The 15046-nt window shown below is 71.4% G+C and carries 13 protein-coding genes; 4 read left to right on the top strand and 9 right to left on the bottom strand.

The window, feature by feature from the left end:
• Nucleotides 1–3016: hypothetical protein (locus tag IF29_RS0131350; RefSeq protein ID WP_030261906.1), on the bottom strand; the 3016-nt coding region annotated here is incomplete at its 3' end.
• Between the two features lie 223 nt (nucleotides 3017–3239).
• On the opposite strand from IF29_RS0131350, the gene IF29_RS0131355 reads away from it, so the two are divergent.
• A complete protein-coding gene (locus tag IF29_RS0131355; protein WP_030261909.1) occupies nucleotides 3240–4121 on the top strand; it encodes a sterol desaturase family protein in 882 nt (293 codons plus the stop codon).
• On the top strand, nucleotides 4118–4798 hold the full coding sequence (locus tag IF29_RS42535) for a lysoplasmalogenase (protein WP_037597299.1): 681 nt from the start codon (nucleotides 4118–4120) through the stop codon (nucleotides 4796–4798). Before IF29_RS0131355 ends, IF29_RS42535 begins: the two co-directional genes overlap by 4 nt.
• Here IF29_RS42535 and IF29_RS0131365 read toward each other — a convergent pair.
• Both IF29_RS0131365 and ggt read right to left on the bottom strand, forming a co-directional pair.
• Nucleotides 4723–5553, bottom strand: a complete 831-nt coding sequence (locus IF29_RS0131365) for an exodeoxyribonuclease III (protein WP_030261912.1) — start codon at nucleotides 5551–5553, stop codon at nucleotides 4723–4725. The two genes, IF29_RS42535 and IF29_RS0131365, sit on opposite strands and share 76 nt — an antisense overlap.
• 104 nt (nucleotides 5554–5657) lie before the next feature.
• On the bottom strand, nucleotides 5658–7490 hold the full coding sequence (ggt, locus tag IF29_RS0131370; RefSeq protein ID WP_051726269.1) for a gamma-glutamyltransferase: 1833 nt from the start codon (nucleotides 7488–7490) through the stop codon (nucleotides 5658–5660).
• A gap of 191 nt (nucleotides 7491–7681) precedes the next feature.
• Between ggt and IF29_RS0131375 the strand changes: the two genes are divergently transcribed.
• Nucleotides 7682–8686: a cytochrome c oxidase assembly protein gene (locus tag IF29_RS0131375; protein WP_030261917.1), complete on the top strand. Its 1005-nt coding sequence runs from the start codon at nucleotides 7682–7684 to the stop codon at nucleotides 8684–8686.
• An 88-nt stretch (nucleotides 8687–8774) separates the two neighbouring features.
• On the opposite strand, the gene IF29_RS0131380 is transcribed toward IF29_RS0131375, so the two are convergent.
• The 6 genes from IF29_RS0131380 to IF29_RS0131405 form a co-directional block, all read right to left on the bottom strand.
• Entirely contained in the window at nucleotides 8775–9557 is a 783-nt protein-coding gene (locus IF29_RS0131380) for an ABC transporter ATP-binding protein (RefSeq protein WP_030261919.1), read from the bottom strand.
• The gene (locus tag IF29_RS0131385; RefSeq protein ID WP_030261920.1) at nucleotides 9550–10443 is read right to left on the bottom strand and encodes an ABC transporter permease; all 894 of its coding nucleotides are present in this window, start codon (nucleotides 10441–10443) and stop codon (nucleotides 9550–9552) included. The genes IF29_RS0131380 and IF29_RS0131385 overlap by 8 nt, the downstream gene beginning before the upstream one ends.
• A gap of 95 nt (nucleotides 10444–10538) precedes the next feature.
• Nucleotides 10539–11432 (bottom strand): glycosyltransferase family 2 protein, encoded by an 894-nt coding sequence (locus IF29_RS0131390; RefSeq protein WP_030261922.1) that lies wholly within the window; start codon nucleotides 11430–11432, stop codon nucleotides 10539–10541.
• A 50-nt stretch (nucleotides 11433–11482) separates the two neighbouring features.
• Nucleotides 11483–12214: a CDP-alcohol phosphatidyltransferase family protein gene (locus tag IF29_RS0131395; protein ID WP_030261925.1), complete on the bottom strand. Its 732-nt coding sequence runs from the start codon at nucleotides 12212–12214 to the stop codon at nucleotides 11483–11485.
• 91 nt (nucleotides 12215–12305) lie between these two features.
• Nucleotides 12306–13373 carry an iron-containing alcohol dehydrogenase family protein gene (locus IF29_RS0131400; RefSeq protein ID WP_030261928.1) on the bottom strand — a complete coding sequence of 356 codons (1068 nt, stop codon included), beginning with the start codon at nucleotides 13371–13373 and terminating at the stop codon, nucleotides 12306–12308.
• Complete coding sequence (locus tag IF29_RS0131405; protein ID WP_030261931.1) at nucleotides 13361–14116, bottom strand: phosphocholine cytidylyltransferase family protein; 756 nt, start codon at nucleotides 14114–14116, stop codon at nucleotides 13361–13363. The genes IF29_RS0131400 and IF29_RS0131405 overlap by 13 nt, the downstream gene beginning before the upstream one ends.
• A gap of 277 nt (nucleotides 14117–14393) precedes the next feature.
• On the opposite strand from IF29_RS0131405, the gene idi reads away from it, so the two are divergent.
• Complete coding sequence (gene idi, locus IF29_RS0131410) at nucleotides 14394–14966, top strand: isopentenyl-diphosphate Delta-isomerase (protein ID WP_030261933.1); 573 nt, start codon at nucleotides 14394–14396, stop codon at nucleotides 14964–14966.
• Nucleotides 14967–15046 lie beyond the last annotated feature (80 nt).

The raw sequence follows: 15046 nt of genomic DNA on the forward strand, positions 1-15046 counted from the left end.
CACCCGCCACCTGCAACCGCACCGTCCCACCCGCGACAACCCGCGCCTTCGACGCACCCCTACCCGACCGCGTGTCCAGGATCCGCGAAGGACCAACCGGAACCAGCCGGCTGCCGGGCGGAACGGTCGGTGCGGCCGTGACCCGGAAGGCCGCCGGCAGGTAGCCCGGCGACGGCGTCCCCGGGACGTAGCTCGCGCCGTCCAGCACCAGGTCATAGCTGCCCGGACTGACGCCGTAGGTGATCAGCTGTCCGGTCAGCGCGGTACCTGACGAGTTGACGGACACCGGCCGGTAGTTGCCCGCGCTGATGCCGCCGGTGGCGAGTGACACCGCGGTGCCCATGCTCAGACCGGTGCCGTGCAGCACCACCTGGTCGACGCTCCCGGCCGGCCCGACGGCCGGCGAGACCGAGCTCAGCGTCGCGGCCGGGGGACGGGTGCAGCCGCTCCGGCAGACGCCCTGGAGGTAGTAGGAGAACGGGGTCGCTGACGTGTAGGGAGTGACCAGCAGAACCTCCTGCCCGGCCGGGTCGGTCGACTGGGTGCCGCAGCTGTAACTGAAGCTGCCCACGTTGTCGCCGTGGCAGAGCCCGATGGGGTCGGTCCAGGAACCGCTGGCGGAAACGCTCACCCACGGAAGGCCCGAGCCCGATCCGTACACCCCGATCGTCTGCGAGGGCTTCATCTGGACCACCGCGCAGTAGGCGGTCGTGGTCTCGGTGAGGGTGCCGCTCTGCGGGCCGAAGCCGTTCACGGACAACGGGTGCGCGGTGCACTGCGGAGCCCATCCGGCCGCGGTGCCCACCCGCCAGGTGTCCACATGGGCGGAGATCCCGATCCCCGAGTAGTTCTCGGCGGTCACGATGACCTGGTACGAGGTCGATCCGGTGACCTGGCAGGAGACACCCCACTGGCGGCAGACGATGGCGCCCTTGGCGTCCGCGACCTGCAGCACCGCACCAGCCGGGTGCGGAGCAGTGGCGCGCACGTCGATCCAGAGCTTGTCGGCGGCCGCCGCGGTGACCCGCTCGCAGACGGTGTCCAGGGCGGAAATCAGCACATGCGCGGTGGACGGTCCGCCGACCGTGGTGGAGACCGGCGCGGAGCACGAGGCCGTCTGCGAGACGTCGCGGCGCACCACCCGGTAGGTGTCACCGCTGCCGACGGTTGACACCAGCGCGGTGTAGGCGACTCCCGGGGTGTAGGAGCAGATGCCTGTGCTGTTGCCGAAGCAGATCTGCTTGCCGGTGGGGTCGTAGACGTTGATCGACCCGTTCACCTGGTTCGCGGTGTTGGTGTAGTCGATCATCTCCCCGGTGGAGTGCTGGTTCGCCGGGATGCTCAGGCATCCGACCTTGTTCGAGGCCGTCAGCGTGACCTGGGCACCCCAGGAGCCGCCGTAGCCGGACTGGGGCCAGACCGCGCATCCGGCTGCGGAGTCGGTCCGCTGCACCAGCAGCCGGTAGGAGGTGTTGAACGCCTGCGCCGACAGGACCGCCCGGAACGGCGCGGTACCGCTCAACGTGCAGATCGCGTAGCTGAAGTCGGCGTTCGGGCACTGCGGTACACCGGTCGCGTCGACGACCTGCGTCGGCACGGTGTTCCCGTCGGCGGCGGGCTCGTCGAACATGTAGTCCGCCCGCCCGGAGGCCGTCGGCAGGGTCAGGCAGACCTCCTCGCCGACGCCCTGGAAGCCGCCCGTGGCGGCACCGCTCGCGAAGTCGGTGTCACCGGTCGTCGTGCAGCCGCGACTCTCGTTCGCCGCGATGAAGACCGTGCCGACGTGCGCGGTGACGGCCGGGTCCACGCTCACCACGAGGTTGTAGTCACCGACGGCGAGTTGGCAGAACGGGCCGGAGTTGCTGCAGGTCGGTGTGCCGCCGGGGAGGTAGAGGGTGCTGCCGACGCCGGCGTCGTCCGGGGTCACCGCATGGATCTGGTACTGCCCCGCGGTGCTGACGTGCAGTGCGCTGCAGCGCACCGTGGACGTGGTGTCCGGCACGGTTCCGTAGGTCTGCTGAGCCACCGTCAGACAGCCCTGCGGCTGGGTGACGCTGTTGAGCTGCAGGGAGAGGGTGTCGGCGTTGCCGTAGGTGTCACCGGCCAGCACCCGGTAGGGGGCCGTGCCGGTCAGGGTGCAGTCACCCAGGTCGTCGATGCAGACCTGGGCGCCGGTGGCGTCGAAGACGGCCACGATCGGCTGGAGGAACTGCGCCGACGCCACGGCGGCGTGCAGCACACTGCCGCTGGCCATGGCCAGCGTGTAGCAGGCGCCGGTGGCCCCCGCGGCGAGCGGGGAGTGCAGTGCCGGAGCGGCGAACGAGGGGTCGGCGACGGCGCAGGTGGTGTCGGAGAGCAGCGCGGTCAACGCCAGCGTGTAGGAGGCGACGCCCTGGTTCTGGACCTGCACGGTGTAGCTGCCGGCCTGGGCGGTCGGGCACTGCGGGATCTGGAACCAGTTGGGCTGCCGGCAGCCGACGGCGCTGCCGTCGGGCCCGATGACGCTGATCGGCAGCATGTTGCCGTCGGTCCCTGCGGCGCGCACCAGCAGCAGGTCGGTCGCCGAGGGGAGGGTCAGCGTGTAGCTGTCGGTGCCTGCGGCCGCGGGCGAGGTGCAGGGGTACACGGTGTCCGTCACGACGGTGCCGGAGCAGGTGTCCGGGACGGCGGCGGTGTGCGCGAGGGCGCTGTGCACCGCGGCCGCGCGGAGCTTCTGCTCGTCCGCGGGCCGGGCCGGGAGCTGTGCCTTGGCCGGTGCCGTCGGCTTGACCGCCGCCGTGGCCTTGGCCGCCTTGGCCGCCTTCGCGGGCCCGGCCTGACCTGTGGTCTTCGCCGTCGCACTACCGCCGGCGGCTGCCGGTGCGGCAGCGGCAGCCGTACTGCTGGTGCCCCCGGCGGGCTGGGTCGCGGCCCCGTAGGCGACTCCGGTCGGACCGATGAGTGCGGCGAGGACGCACAGCAGCAGGACACAGAGCCCGGGCAGGCGCCTGGCTCCGCGGGTCGTGGACGGTGGCATGATGGCGCCTTCCCCCTGGATACCGCTCACCCCGCTCCTGTGACAGCCACAGGAGCCGCATAGGGCAGCGGGATCCTAGCAAGGCCGTTCGAGTACCGAGCGGGCACCCCAGCCCATCCGGGAGCGGGGACGGCCGCTGACCGCCGAGCCCGACCCGGTCCGGCGCCTACGCGTCGGTAACAACCCCTGTACAGGGGTTCTCTGCGGCTCTACGCTCCCGTTCATGCCGAACCTGCCCGATGCCGTGCTCTGGTCCGTGCCCGCCTTCGTCCTGTTGACCATCGTCGAGATGGTGTCGTTCCTGGTCCATCCGGACGAGGACGAGCAGGGGTACGCCGGGAAGGACACCGCCACCAGTCTGACCATGGGGCTGGGGAGTCTGGTGACCAATCTGGGGTGGAAGATCCCGGCGTTCGCGCTGTACAACCTGGTGTACGCGCTGACGCCGCTGCGGGTGCCGGTGCTGTGGTGGACCACGGTGCCGTTGATGCTGCTCGGGCAGGACCTCTGCTACTACTGGTCGCACCGGAGCACGCACCGGGTGCGGCTGCTCTGGGCGCAGCACGTGGTGCACCACTCCAGCAGGCACTACAACCTGTCCACCGCGCTGCGGCAGCCGTGGACGGACCTGACCTTCGGGATCTTCTACTTGCCGCTGGTGGTGCTCGGGGTCTCCCCCGCCGCCGTGGCGTTCTGTTCCTCCGTCAATCTGGTGTACCAGTTCTGGATCCACACCGAGCGGATCGACAAGCTGCCCCGCCCGGTGGAGTTCGTGTTGAACACCCCCTCGCACCACCGGGTTCACCATGCCTCGCAGGGCGGCTACCTGGACCGCAACTTCGGCGGGATCCTGATCGTCTGGGACCGGCTGTTCGGCAGCTTCACCGCCGAGGGCGACCGGCCCGTGTACGGGCTGACCAAGAACATCAGCACCTTCAACCCGCTGCGGGTGGCCACCCACGAGTACGCCGCGATCGGCCGCGACCTGGCCGCCGCGCGCAACTGGCGCGAGCGGGCCGGGTACCTGTTCCGGGGCCCCGGCTGGCAGCCGGCCGACCTGACAGAGCGGCAGGCGTCCGCGCAGGAAGCCAAGGTCGCCGCGTGAGGCTGCGTGCGTACGCGGCGCTGTCCCTCGCCCACCTCGTGTTCGTCCTGCTCGGCTGGGGTCTGGCCCGGGACATCAGCAAGCCGCTGCTGATGCCGGTGCTGGCCGCCGCCGTGGTCACCGCGGCGCCCCGGTTGCTGCTCGGCGCGCTGGTCGCGTCCTGCGCCGGGGACACCTTCCTGATCTTCGGCGGCAACTGGTTCCTGCTCGGCATGGGCGGCTTCGCGGTGGCCCACGCCTGCTACGTCACCCACTTCGTCCGCACCGGCGCGCTGCGCGACCGCCGCCGGCTGCTGCGCACCGCGGCGCCCTACGCGGTGGCCTGGGCCGTGCTGATCACGCTGCTGTGGCCGGACCTGGACGCGGGGCTGCGCATCCCGCTGGCCTGCTACAGCCTGCTGCTCACCGGCACCGCCGTGACCTCCGCCTGCGCCGGTCCGCGCACCGGCCTCGGCGGCGGGCTGTTCCTGCTCTCCGACTCCCTGATCGCGAGCGGCCTGGCCCACTGGCCGCAGCCGCCGGCCGCGGACTTCTGGGTGATGCTGACCTATCTGACGGGCCAGTACCTGCTCGCGACCGGCATCGCCGGCCGGTCCGGGCGCTACAGCGCCAGGTCGACGACGACCGGGGCGTGGTCGGAGGTGCCCTTGCCCTTGCGGGCCTCGCGGTCCACGTAGGAGTCGGTGACCGCCTCCACGAAGGGCTTGTTGGCGTAGGTGAAGTCGATCCGCATGCCGTAGTTCTTGGGGAAGGCCAGCCCCCGGTAGTCCCAGAAGGTGTAGGGGTGGTCGTACTTGAGGGCGCGCGGGAAGACGTCCGCGAGGCCGACGTCGCGGAGGTCGGCCAGGGCCTGCCGCTCCGGGGCGGTGACATGGGTCTGGCCCTCGAACTTGGAGACGTCCCAGACGTCCTGGTCGGTGGGCGCCACGTTGAAGTCGCCGAGGACGGCGAACGGGCGGGGGCCGGCGGTGTCGTCACGCACCGCGTCGCGCAGCGCGGCCAGCCACTCCAGCTTGTAGGCGTAGTGGGCGTGGCCCACCTCGCGGCCGTTGGGCACGTACACCGACCAGACCCGGACCGGGCCGCAGGTCGCGGCGATGGCCCGGGGCTCCTGCTCGGGCTCGGGCTCCAGCAGCGAGGGCTCGGCGTCGGGGGCGGGATCGGCCAGGTAGCCGGGCTGGTCGGGCAGGCCGCGCACCACGTCCTCGATGCCCAGCTTGGAGAGGATCGCCACGCCGTTCCAGCGGCCGGTGCCGTGCGCGGCGGCCTCGTAGCCGAGCTCGCGCACCGCCTCGTAGGGGAAGGCGTCGGTGGCGCACTTCAGCTCCTGCAGGCAGAGCACGTCGGGCGCGGCCGAGCCCAGCCATTCGAGCAGCTTGGGCAGCCGGGCGTTGACCGAGTTGATGTTCCAGGTGGCGACGCGGACGGTCATCGGTGGTAGCTCTGCTTCCTTGCGTTGGAACGGCGGGCAGTGGGCGGTGGAACGGCGGGCGGTGGGCCGCTATCAACCTACCGCCCGCCACTGACAGCGGCCCGCTACTGCGCTCCGACCGGCCACACCACCGCGGCCGCGCCACCGCCCCGGCGCACCGGTTCGGCCGCGGCCTGGAGCCGTCCGTCCGGGAGCGCCTGGATGCCGGTCGCCGCGCCGATCTCGGCCGGGCTGGACGAGAACGCCTCACCGAGCGCGGTCAGTGCCGCCGCGTCCGGCGTGGCCAGGAAGGCCGGCTCCACGTCCGAGACGGCCGCGTTGCGCTGGCTGACCCGGGGCGCGGCGATGGCCTGCTCCAGGGTCAGGCCGCGGTCGACGTGGCCGAGCAGGGTCTGCAGCACGGTGGTGATGATGGTGGAGCCGCCCGGCGAACCCAGCGCGAAGTCGAAGCGCCCGTTCTTCAGGACGATGGTCGGCGACATGGACGAGCGCGGCCGCTTGCCCGCCGCCGGCAGGTTGGGGTCGGGCACCCCGGCGACCGGGGCGGTGAAGTCGAAGTCGGTGAGCTCGTTGTTGAGCAGGAAGCCGCGACCCGGGACGGTCATGGCGCTGCCGCCGGTCTGCTCGATCGTCAGGGTGTACGAGACCACGTTGCCCCAGCGGTCGGCGACCGTCAGATGGGTGGTGTTGGTGCCCTCGTAGGTGGTCGGCGCCGGGGTGCCGGCGGTGGAGCAGCCGCTCGACGGGTGCCGGGGGTCGGCCGGGGCCAGCGGGCTGGTGAGGCTGGAGTCCGGCTTGATCAGGCAGGCGCGGGAGTCCGCGAACCGCTGCGAGAGCAGGGCCCGGGTCGGTACGTCGACCTGGCTGGGGTCGCCCACCCAGCGGTTGCGGTCCGCGAAGGCGATCCGGGAGGCCTCCAGGTAGTCGTGCAGGTACTGGGCGGACGAGGCGTCCTTGAGGTCGAAGTTCTCCAGGATGTTCAGCGCCTCGCCGACGGTGGTCCCGCCGCTGGAGGAGGGGGCGATGGAGTAGACGTCCAGGCCCCGGTAGCCGACCTCGGTCGGCGCCTGCTGCTTGACCCGGTAGGCCGCCAGGTCGGCGGCGGACAGCTGCCCCGGCCGGGCGTTCCAGCCCGAGGCCGGGTCCACCTGCGGCTTCTGCACCAGCGAGGTGATGTCCCGGCCGATGTCGCCCTGGTAGAGCGCGGCGGTGCCCTTGGCCTCCAGCTCGCGGTAGGTGGCGGCCAGGTCCGGGTTGCGGAACACGCTGCCCACCGCCGGGGGCTTGCCGCCGGGCAGGAACAGGGCGCGGGTGGCCGGGAAGGCGGCGAAGCGGGTGGCGTTGGCGGCGGTCTGCTGGGCGAAGGTGGCGTCGACGACGAACCCCTTGTCGGCGAGCTTCTCGGCCGGCTTCAGCGAGTCGGCGAAGGAGCGGGTGCCCCACAGCTGCAGCGCCCGGGCCCAGGTCTGCGCCGTCCCGGGGGTACCGACGGACAGCCCGCTGCTGACGGCGTCGGCGAAGGCCAGCGGTTTGCCGTCGGAGCCGATGAAGAGGTTCTGGTCGGCGGTCCGGGGTGCGGTCTCCCGGCCGTCCAGGGTGCTGACCTTGTGGGTGCGGGCGTCGTAGTAGACGAAGTACCCGCCGCCGCCGATCCCGGAGGAGTAGGGCTCGGTGACGCCCAGTGCGGCGGCGGCCGCGACGGCCGCGTCCACGGCGTTGCCGCCCTTGCGGAGCACCGCGATCCCGATGTCGGTCGCCTCCGCCGAGACGCTGGAGACCGCGCCGCCGTACCCGGCCGCCTCCGGCTGCTTGGCCGCCGGAGCAGCGGAAGGGGCGGCGGCTGACGGCGCGGCGGCGGTGGACGGGACCGTGCCCGCCGTCGCGACCAGGGCGACGGCGACGAGCAGGGGTGAGGCCAGGCGTAACGCTGAACTCATGCGTACCTCCGGTGAGGGTGGGAGCGGAGCCTGATGACGGTGTACAGACCATTGCGTCACAGTCCACAGCGATCCCACAAGAACTCCCACGGGTGACAGCACCGGGTCGGTGCGGGCGCCCCGGAGGCCGTCGGTCATGATGGTGGACGGCCGCCCGACGGCGGACGGCAGCACTGAGGAGGGCGACGGCGATGGCGGTACTGGCGGGAGTCGGCTACTCCGGGCCGCCGGCCTGGACGCTGGGCCGGGTGTTCAGCGACTGGCAGGTCGAGCCGGTGGTGCTGGCCCTGGCGGTGCTCGGGACCGTCGGCTACCTGGTCGGTGTCGCCCGGATCCGGCGCGGCGGCGGTACCTGGTCCTTCGGCCGCGGCTTCGCCTACCTGCTGGGCATGGCGCTGTGGGTGTTCACCACCTGCTCCGGACTCGGCGTCTACGAGAAGGTGCTGTTCACCGACCGCGCGGTGCAGGCCGTGGTGCTGCTGATGGTGGTGCCGCTGCTGCTGGCCATGGGCGCGCCGGTGACCGTACTGGTCGAGGCGGCGCCCGAGCGGATGCGGGAGCGGCTGCGGGCCGCGCTGCGCGGCAGGGCCGCGCAGGTGCTGATGTTCCCGCTGGTGTCGACGGTGCTGCTGATCGTGCCGCCGTGGCTGCTGTACTTCAGCCCCTGGTACCGGCTGTCCCTGACCAGCACCGGTTTCAACATCCTCTTCCACGTCGGCTTCGTGCTGTTCGGCCTCGCCTACTTCTGGCCGCGGCTGCAGATCGACCCGGTGGCCCGGCACTACCACCCGCTGCTCGGGATCACCATCACGGTGGCCGAGGTGATCTTCGACGCCGCGCTGGGCTTCATCCTGGTGTTCGGCTCGCATCTGCTGCTGCCGCACTACTGGCAGACCCTGGACCGGCCCTGGGGCATGTCGGCGCGCACCGACCAGTCCTGGGGCGGGGCGGTGCTGTGGGGGCTCGGCGACATCGCCGGGGTGCCCTTCCTGATCGCCCTGATCATCCGGGTGATCAGGGAGGAGCGGGTCCGCACCGCAGAGGTGGACGCCCAACTGGACCAGGAGGCCGAGGCCAGGCACGAACGCCAGCGCACCGAGGGCGTGCTCGCCGAACCCGAGGACATGATGCGGCCCTGGTGGCTGGACGACCCCAACCTCGCGCACCGCTACGGTCAGCAGGAACAGCGGGGGTAGCGCTTTCGGCTGCGGACCGTAGCGGGCTTGTCGCGCAGTTCCCCGCGCCCCTGGGGTGCTGCAACTGAGCCTCCGCGATCCGAACCGCTCAGCGGCGGTCCTTCATGTACTTCTCGTACTCGGCGAGGATCTCCTCGGTGGGACCGTCCGCGCGGATCACCCCGGCCTCCAGCCAGATGGTGCGCTCGCAGGTGTCCCGGATCGAGTTGTTGTTGTGCGACACCAGGAACACCGTGCCCGCCGACTCCCGCAGCTCCTTGATCCGCTGCTCGCTGCGCCGCTGGAAGGCCGTGTCGCCAGTGGACAGCGCCTCGTCGATCAGCAGCACGTCATGGGTCTTGGCCGCGGCGATGGAGAACCGCAGCCGCGCCGCCATACCCGACGAGTAGGTCCGCATCGGCAGCGAGACGAAGTCCCCGCGCTCGTTGATCCCGGAGAAGTCCACGATGCCCTGGTACTTCTCCCGCACCTCGGCGTAGGACATGCCCATCGCCAGGCAGCCCAGCACCACGTTCCGCTCGCCGGTCAGGTCGTTCATCATCGCCGCATTCACGCCCAGCAGCGAGGGCTGCCCGTCGGTGTAGATCGACCCCGAGGCGGTCGGCAGCAGTCCGGCCACCGCCGCCAGCGTGGTCGACTTCCCTGACCCGTTGGAACCGATCAGACCGACCGCCTCGCCCTTGTAGGCGATGAAGCTGATGCCGCGGACCGCGTGCACCTCGGAAATGGCCGGCGACGCCTTCCGCCGCACCATCCGCGACAGCGCCGAGGTCGCCGAACCACGACCGGCACCGGCACCGTAGATCTTGTAGACGATGTGGACCTGGTCCGCGATGACGGTCGGGATCCGCTCGCCCCCGCCGTCAGCCACGGCCGTACTCCTCCTCCGCCTTCCAGAAGAAGAAGTAGCCGCCCAGGCCCACCACCAGGGACCAGGCCAGGCTGGACAGCCAGACGTGGCGCGGCAGGCTGGTCGAGGACACCGAGTCCATCAGCGCGTAGCGCATCAGGTTGTTGAAGATCAGCGCGGGATTGGCGTTCAGCACGTCGGCCACCCACTTGGGGGCGTGGGCGGTGAAGGTGGTGACGCTCCAGAAGACACCCGAGGTGTACATCCAGGTACGCATCAGAAAGGGCATCAGCTGGGCCATGTCGGTGGTCTTGGCCCCGATCCGGGCCATGAACATCGCCAGTCCGGCGTTGAACACCGATTGCAGGAACAGGATCGGCAGGATCAGCAGCCAGCGCAGCGTCAGCGGCTCCCCGGTGACCAGGATGATCACGCCGAGCACGCCCATCGAGAACAGCAGTTCCTGCAGCTGGATCACGGTGAAGGCGATCGGCAGGCAGGCCCGGGGGAAGTGCAGCGCCCGGATCAGACCCAGATTGTCGGCGATCGAACGGGTGCCCGAAAGCACTGCCGACTGGGTGAACTGGAACACGAACACACCAGTGCACAGATACGCGATGAAGTTCGGGATTCCCCGGTTGGTGCCCAGCAGCAGACCGAAGATCAGGTAGTAGACAGCCGCGTTGAGCAGCGGAGTCATCACCTGCCAGACCTGTCCCAGCCGGGCCGCCGTGTAGGTCGCGGTCAGCCGGGCGGTGGCGAAGGCCACGATGAAATGGCGCCGGCCCCAGAGTCTCCGGGTGTACTCCAGCAGCGGGGGCCGCCGCCCGCTGACGGCCAGTCCGTAGCGCTCCGCCAGTGCCGCGCTGCTCAGGGCGGTGTCCGCGCTGCCGTGGTACTCAGTCACCCTCAGACGTTCTCATGCAGTCGGAGGCTCAGCAGCACGGACGCAGCAACGAACACCGAATGGCGCAGTAGTGGACACCTCAGGTTCACCTACCGTCAGACCACCGGCGGGCGCCCCAGCCTGGTCATCCGCCAGACCGTGCGCCAGCGGATCGGCCGGCGCGGGCCGCAGGGGGTGCGCCAGCCCTCGGTGAAGCCGGAGAACCAGGCCCTGAGCGCGGGCCCGGAGGGGCGCCGGGCCAGGGTGAGCAGCAGCCAGACCCCGGTGTACACCGGTACCAGCAGCGCGGGCAGGTTGCGCCGGGCCAGCCAGACCCGGTTCCGGGCGATGTTGTGGTTGTAGACGGCGTGCCTGCTCGGCGGGGTCTTCGGATGGTGCAGCAGGATGTCGGCCCGGTACTCGATGTCCCAGCCCGCGTCCAGGGCGCGCCAGGCCAGGTCGGTCTCCTCGTGGCCGTAGAAGAACTCGCCGGGGAGCTGGCCGGAGGTCGCGAAGACGTCGCTGCGGACGGCGCTGGCGCCGCCCAGGAAGGTGGTGACCTTGGAGGAGTGCATCGGGTCGGCGGCGCGCAGCCGGGGCACGTGCCGGCGCTGGGTCTCGCCGCTCTCCGGGTCGGCGATGCGGAAGCTGACGATGCCCAGCCGCGGCTCGGCGGTGAAGGCGGCGCGGATCCGCTCGGCGTCGTCGTCCTGCGGCAGCAGCCCGTCGTCGTCCAGGAAGAGCACCACGTCGACGTCGGAGCCGTTGCTGCCGAATGCCTCGATCCCGACGTTGCGCCCGCCGGGGATGCCGAGGTTCTCCGCGGTCTCCACGCCCCGGACGCCCTCCGGCAGTTCGGGCAGGTCCGCCAGCGGGACGCCGTTGGCGACCACCACGCTCTGCACGGCGGGGCCGCGCTGGGCGGCGACGGAGTCCAGCAGCGCCTTGAGCTCCACCGGGCGGGTGCCCTGGGTGAGGATGACCGCCCCCAGCCGCAGCGGCGCGCCCATCTCCGCCGGGGCGCTCGCCTGAGCCGGGGCGCCCGCCCGGGCCCGCGCGCTCACTTGAGCCTGCTTGACAGCACAATGCTAACCAAGTGCAGTACGGTCTGGAGCATCGCGATCCCGGCCAGGATCGCGACCGCGAGCCTGGTGAAGAACAGGTCTCCGTGCGCGAAGTCGGCGATCCCGGCTGCCAGGAGCACCAGCGACGCCTCGACCCCGCCGATCAGCCGGTGGAACTTCAGCCCGGCGGCCAGCTTCCGGGCCGTGGCGACACCGGAGACGCGCGGGACCGAGGCGGAGTCCTTGACCGCGGTCAGCCCGCGGCGGATCCGGGCGACGTCGACCAGGTCCGTCTCGGCCTTGATCATGATCGCCCCGAGCGCGGCCAGCGTGCCGAGGAAGGCCCACATCCAGTTGACGGCGCCGACGTGCTTGAACAGGTCGGCGGCCCGCAGTCCGGCGCCGGTGAGCAGCGCGGCCTCGGACATGTAGTGGCCGACCCGGTCCAGGTAGACCCCGGTGGTCGAGGTCTGCTTGCGCCAGCGGGCCAGCTCGCCGTCGACGCAGTCCAGGCAGAGGTAGGCCTGGATCAGCAGCGCGGCGAGCACCGCCCCGGTCAGGCCCGGGACCAGCAGCGCGGCGCCGCCGATGATGCCGGTGAGCATCATCAGCCAGGTCAGCTGGTTGGGGCTGACCGGCGCGTCGATCAGGTGCCGGGTGATCCGGGACGAGATCTTGCGCATGTAGAGGCGCCCGGCCCAGTGCTCGTCGGAGCGGCGCTGGAGCATCCCCTCGGGATGCGCCACGGCGCGGAACTCCGCCAGGGTCGGCTTGCCGCCCTTGGCGCCCTTGCCGTCGCGGTCGCCGTGCTCGCCGTGGTTACGCGGAGGTGCTGACGTGTTTGACATAGTCGGTGTACGCGTCCCGGATGGCAGTGGGGTCGAGGTCGAGGTGCTCCAGGATGGTGAAGCGTCCTGGGCGTGTCTGCGGAGCGTAGTGCACCGCGGCGATGAACTCCTCGTCGGTGAAGCCGATCTGGTCGGCCGTCACCGGCAGGTCGTGCCGGGACAGCACCGTCGCCATCTGCGCGCAGAGGTCCAGATCCCCGCGCAGGAAGGTGGCGAAGGCGCCGCCGAGTCCGACCTGTTCGCCGTGCTGGGCGGAGCGGGTCGGGTAGAGCAGGTCCAGCGCGTGGCTGATCTCGTGGCAGCCGCCGCTGGCGGGACGGCTGCTGCCGGCCACGTTCATGGAGATGCCGGTGAGCACCAGCGCCTCGGCGAGGGCGCCGAGGAAGTCGTCGTCGGCCAGGCTGCCCGGGTGGCGCAGCATCATGTTGCCCGAGGTGCGGGACATGGCGGCGGCCAGGCCGTCGACGGCCTCGCCGGTCTCCCGGTAGGACAGCTCCCAGTCGGCGATGCAGGAGATGTTGGAGACCGCCTCGCCGATCCCGGCGGCGACGAAGCGCGGCGGGGCCTGCCGGATGACGTCCAGGTCGACGATGATGCCGATCGGGCTGGGCACCCCGTAGGAGCCCCGGCCCGCGTCGTTGTCCAGGGTGGACACCGGCGAGCAGAGGCCGTCGTGGGCCAGGTTGGTGGCCACCGCGACCATCGGCAGGCCGACCCGGGCCGCGGCGTACTTGGCCGCGTCGATGATCTTGCCGCCGCCCAGGCCCACCACCGCGTCGTAGTGGCCCGAGCGCATCTGGTCGGCCAGCAGCACGGCCGAGTCCAGGGTGCCGCCGGCCACCGGGAACCAGTCGGCGCCGGGCAGCTGCGGTGCCAGCCGCTCGCGCAGCGCCGCGCCGGAGCCGCCGCTGACGGTGACCGCCAGCCGGCCCGAGGCCGAGATGCGCTGGTCGGCCAGGATCGTGCCGAGGTCGTCCAGGGCCCCCGCCCTGATGTCGACGACCAGCGGGGAGGGGACGAGTCGGGTCAGTACCGGCACGCGATCTCCCGCCCCTTGGCCAGGTCCTCGTGGTTGTCGATCTCGACCCAGGACACCTCGCCGATGGGCTGCACGTCGACGCGCTGCCCCCGGTTCACCATCTCCTGGTAGCCGTCCTCGTAGTACAGCTGCGGGTCGCGCTCGAAGGTGGCCTGCAGCGCGGACGCCAGGTCGTCGGCGGCGTGCGGGTTGATCACGGTGAGACCGATGTACTCGCCGGTGGCCTCGGCCGGGTCCATCAGCTTGGTGATCCGGCGCACCCCCGTGGCCGGGTCGACGACGACCTTCATCTCCTCGTCGGCGAGCTTCTTCACGGTGTCCAGCGCCAGCAGGATGCCCGGGGCGGCGCCGGCCGCGGTGAGCCGCTCGTTGGCGTCCAGCATGGTGCGCTGCACCGAGGCGGGGTGCACGGTGTCGCCGTTGGCCAGCAGCAGGCCCTCGCGGAACAGCTCCCGGGCGCACCACAGCGAGTAGGCGTTGTTCCACTCCTCGGCCTTGTCGTTGTCGACCAGGGTGAGGTTCAGACCGTACTTCCGCTCCAGCCCGGCCTTGCGCTCGTACACGGCCCCGGCCTGGTACCCGACCACGATCGCGACGTCCTTCATCCCGACCTCGGCGAAGTTGCCCAGGGTGAGGTCGAGGATGGTCCGCTCGCCGTCCACCGGCACCAGGGCCTTGGGCAGGGTGTCGGTGTAGGGGCGCAGACGGCGTCCGGCGCCGGCGGCCAGAACGAGGCCGATCATGGGTTTCTCCGGTCCTAGGGGGCGTACGGTGGCTCGCCTGGGGGCGGGCGTTCCGTTGCGATCGTAGGCGCTCCCGGACGTCCGGCCGAAAACGGCGGTGTCGATCATCATCGCGGACGGCGGCACCGGCCGACAAGCTCGGCCCCCGGTCGGGCCGACCCCGCCCGTCCAACCTGCGGTATGTCGCCGACCTCGGTTGCCCGGTACGGCAGACTGTTCCGCAGCAAGGGGCACGCCCGCCACGCCTGCCGCTCGACCCACGCCGAAAGGTCCTGCATTGTCGACCACTGAACCGACCACCCTGACCGCGACCGAGATCCTGCTGGAACTGGTCGACGAGCAGGGGCGGACCATCGGCACAGCGGAGAAGCACGCCGCCCACCAGGCTCCCGGACAGCTGCACCGGGCCTTCTCCGTATTCCTGTTCGACGCCGAGGGCCGGATGCTGCTGCAGCAGCGGGCCCTGGCGAAGTACCACTCCCCCGGTGTCTGGTCGAACACCTGCTGCGGGCACCCCTACCCCGGCGAGACCCCGTTCGCGGCCGCGGCCCGGCGCACGGCCGAGGAGCTCGGCGCCGCGCCGGTGCGGCTGCAGCAGGCGGGGACGGTGAGCTACGACCACCCGGACCGGACCACCGGCCTGGTCGAGAAGGAGTACAACCACCTGTTCGTCGGGATCTCCGCGGCCGAGCAGCACCCCGACCCGGACGAGGTCGCGGACGTGCGCCTGGTGACCCCGGCCGAGCTGGCCGCGCTGCGGGCGGAGAAGCCCTTCTCGGTGTGGTTCGGCACAGTCCTGGACGCCGCGCTGCCCGCGGTCCGCGAGCTCCTGCCGGGGGCGGGCTGGTAGTCCCCTCGGGGGCTCGGTGCGGACCGTAAATGGCTGGGCGCGCAGTTCCCCGCGCCCCTGGATAGTGCAACTTGCCCACG

This window comes from Streptacidiphilus jeojiense (assembly GCF_000719095.1).
Lineage (GTDB): Bacteria > Actinomycetota > Actinomycetes > Streptomycetales > Streptomycetaceae > Streptacidiphilus > Streptacidiphilus jeojiensis.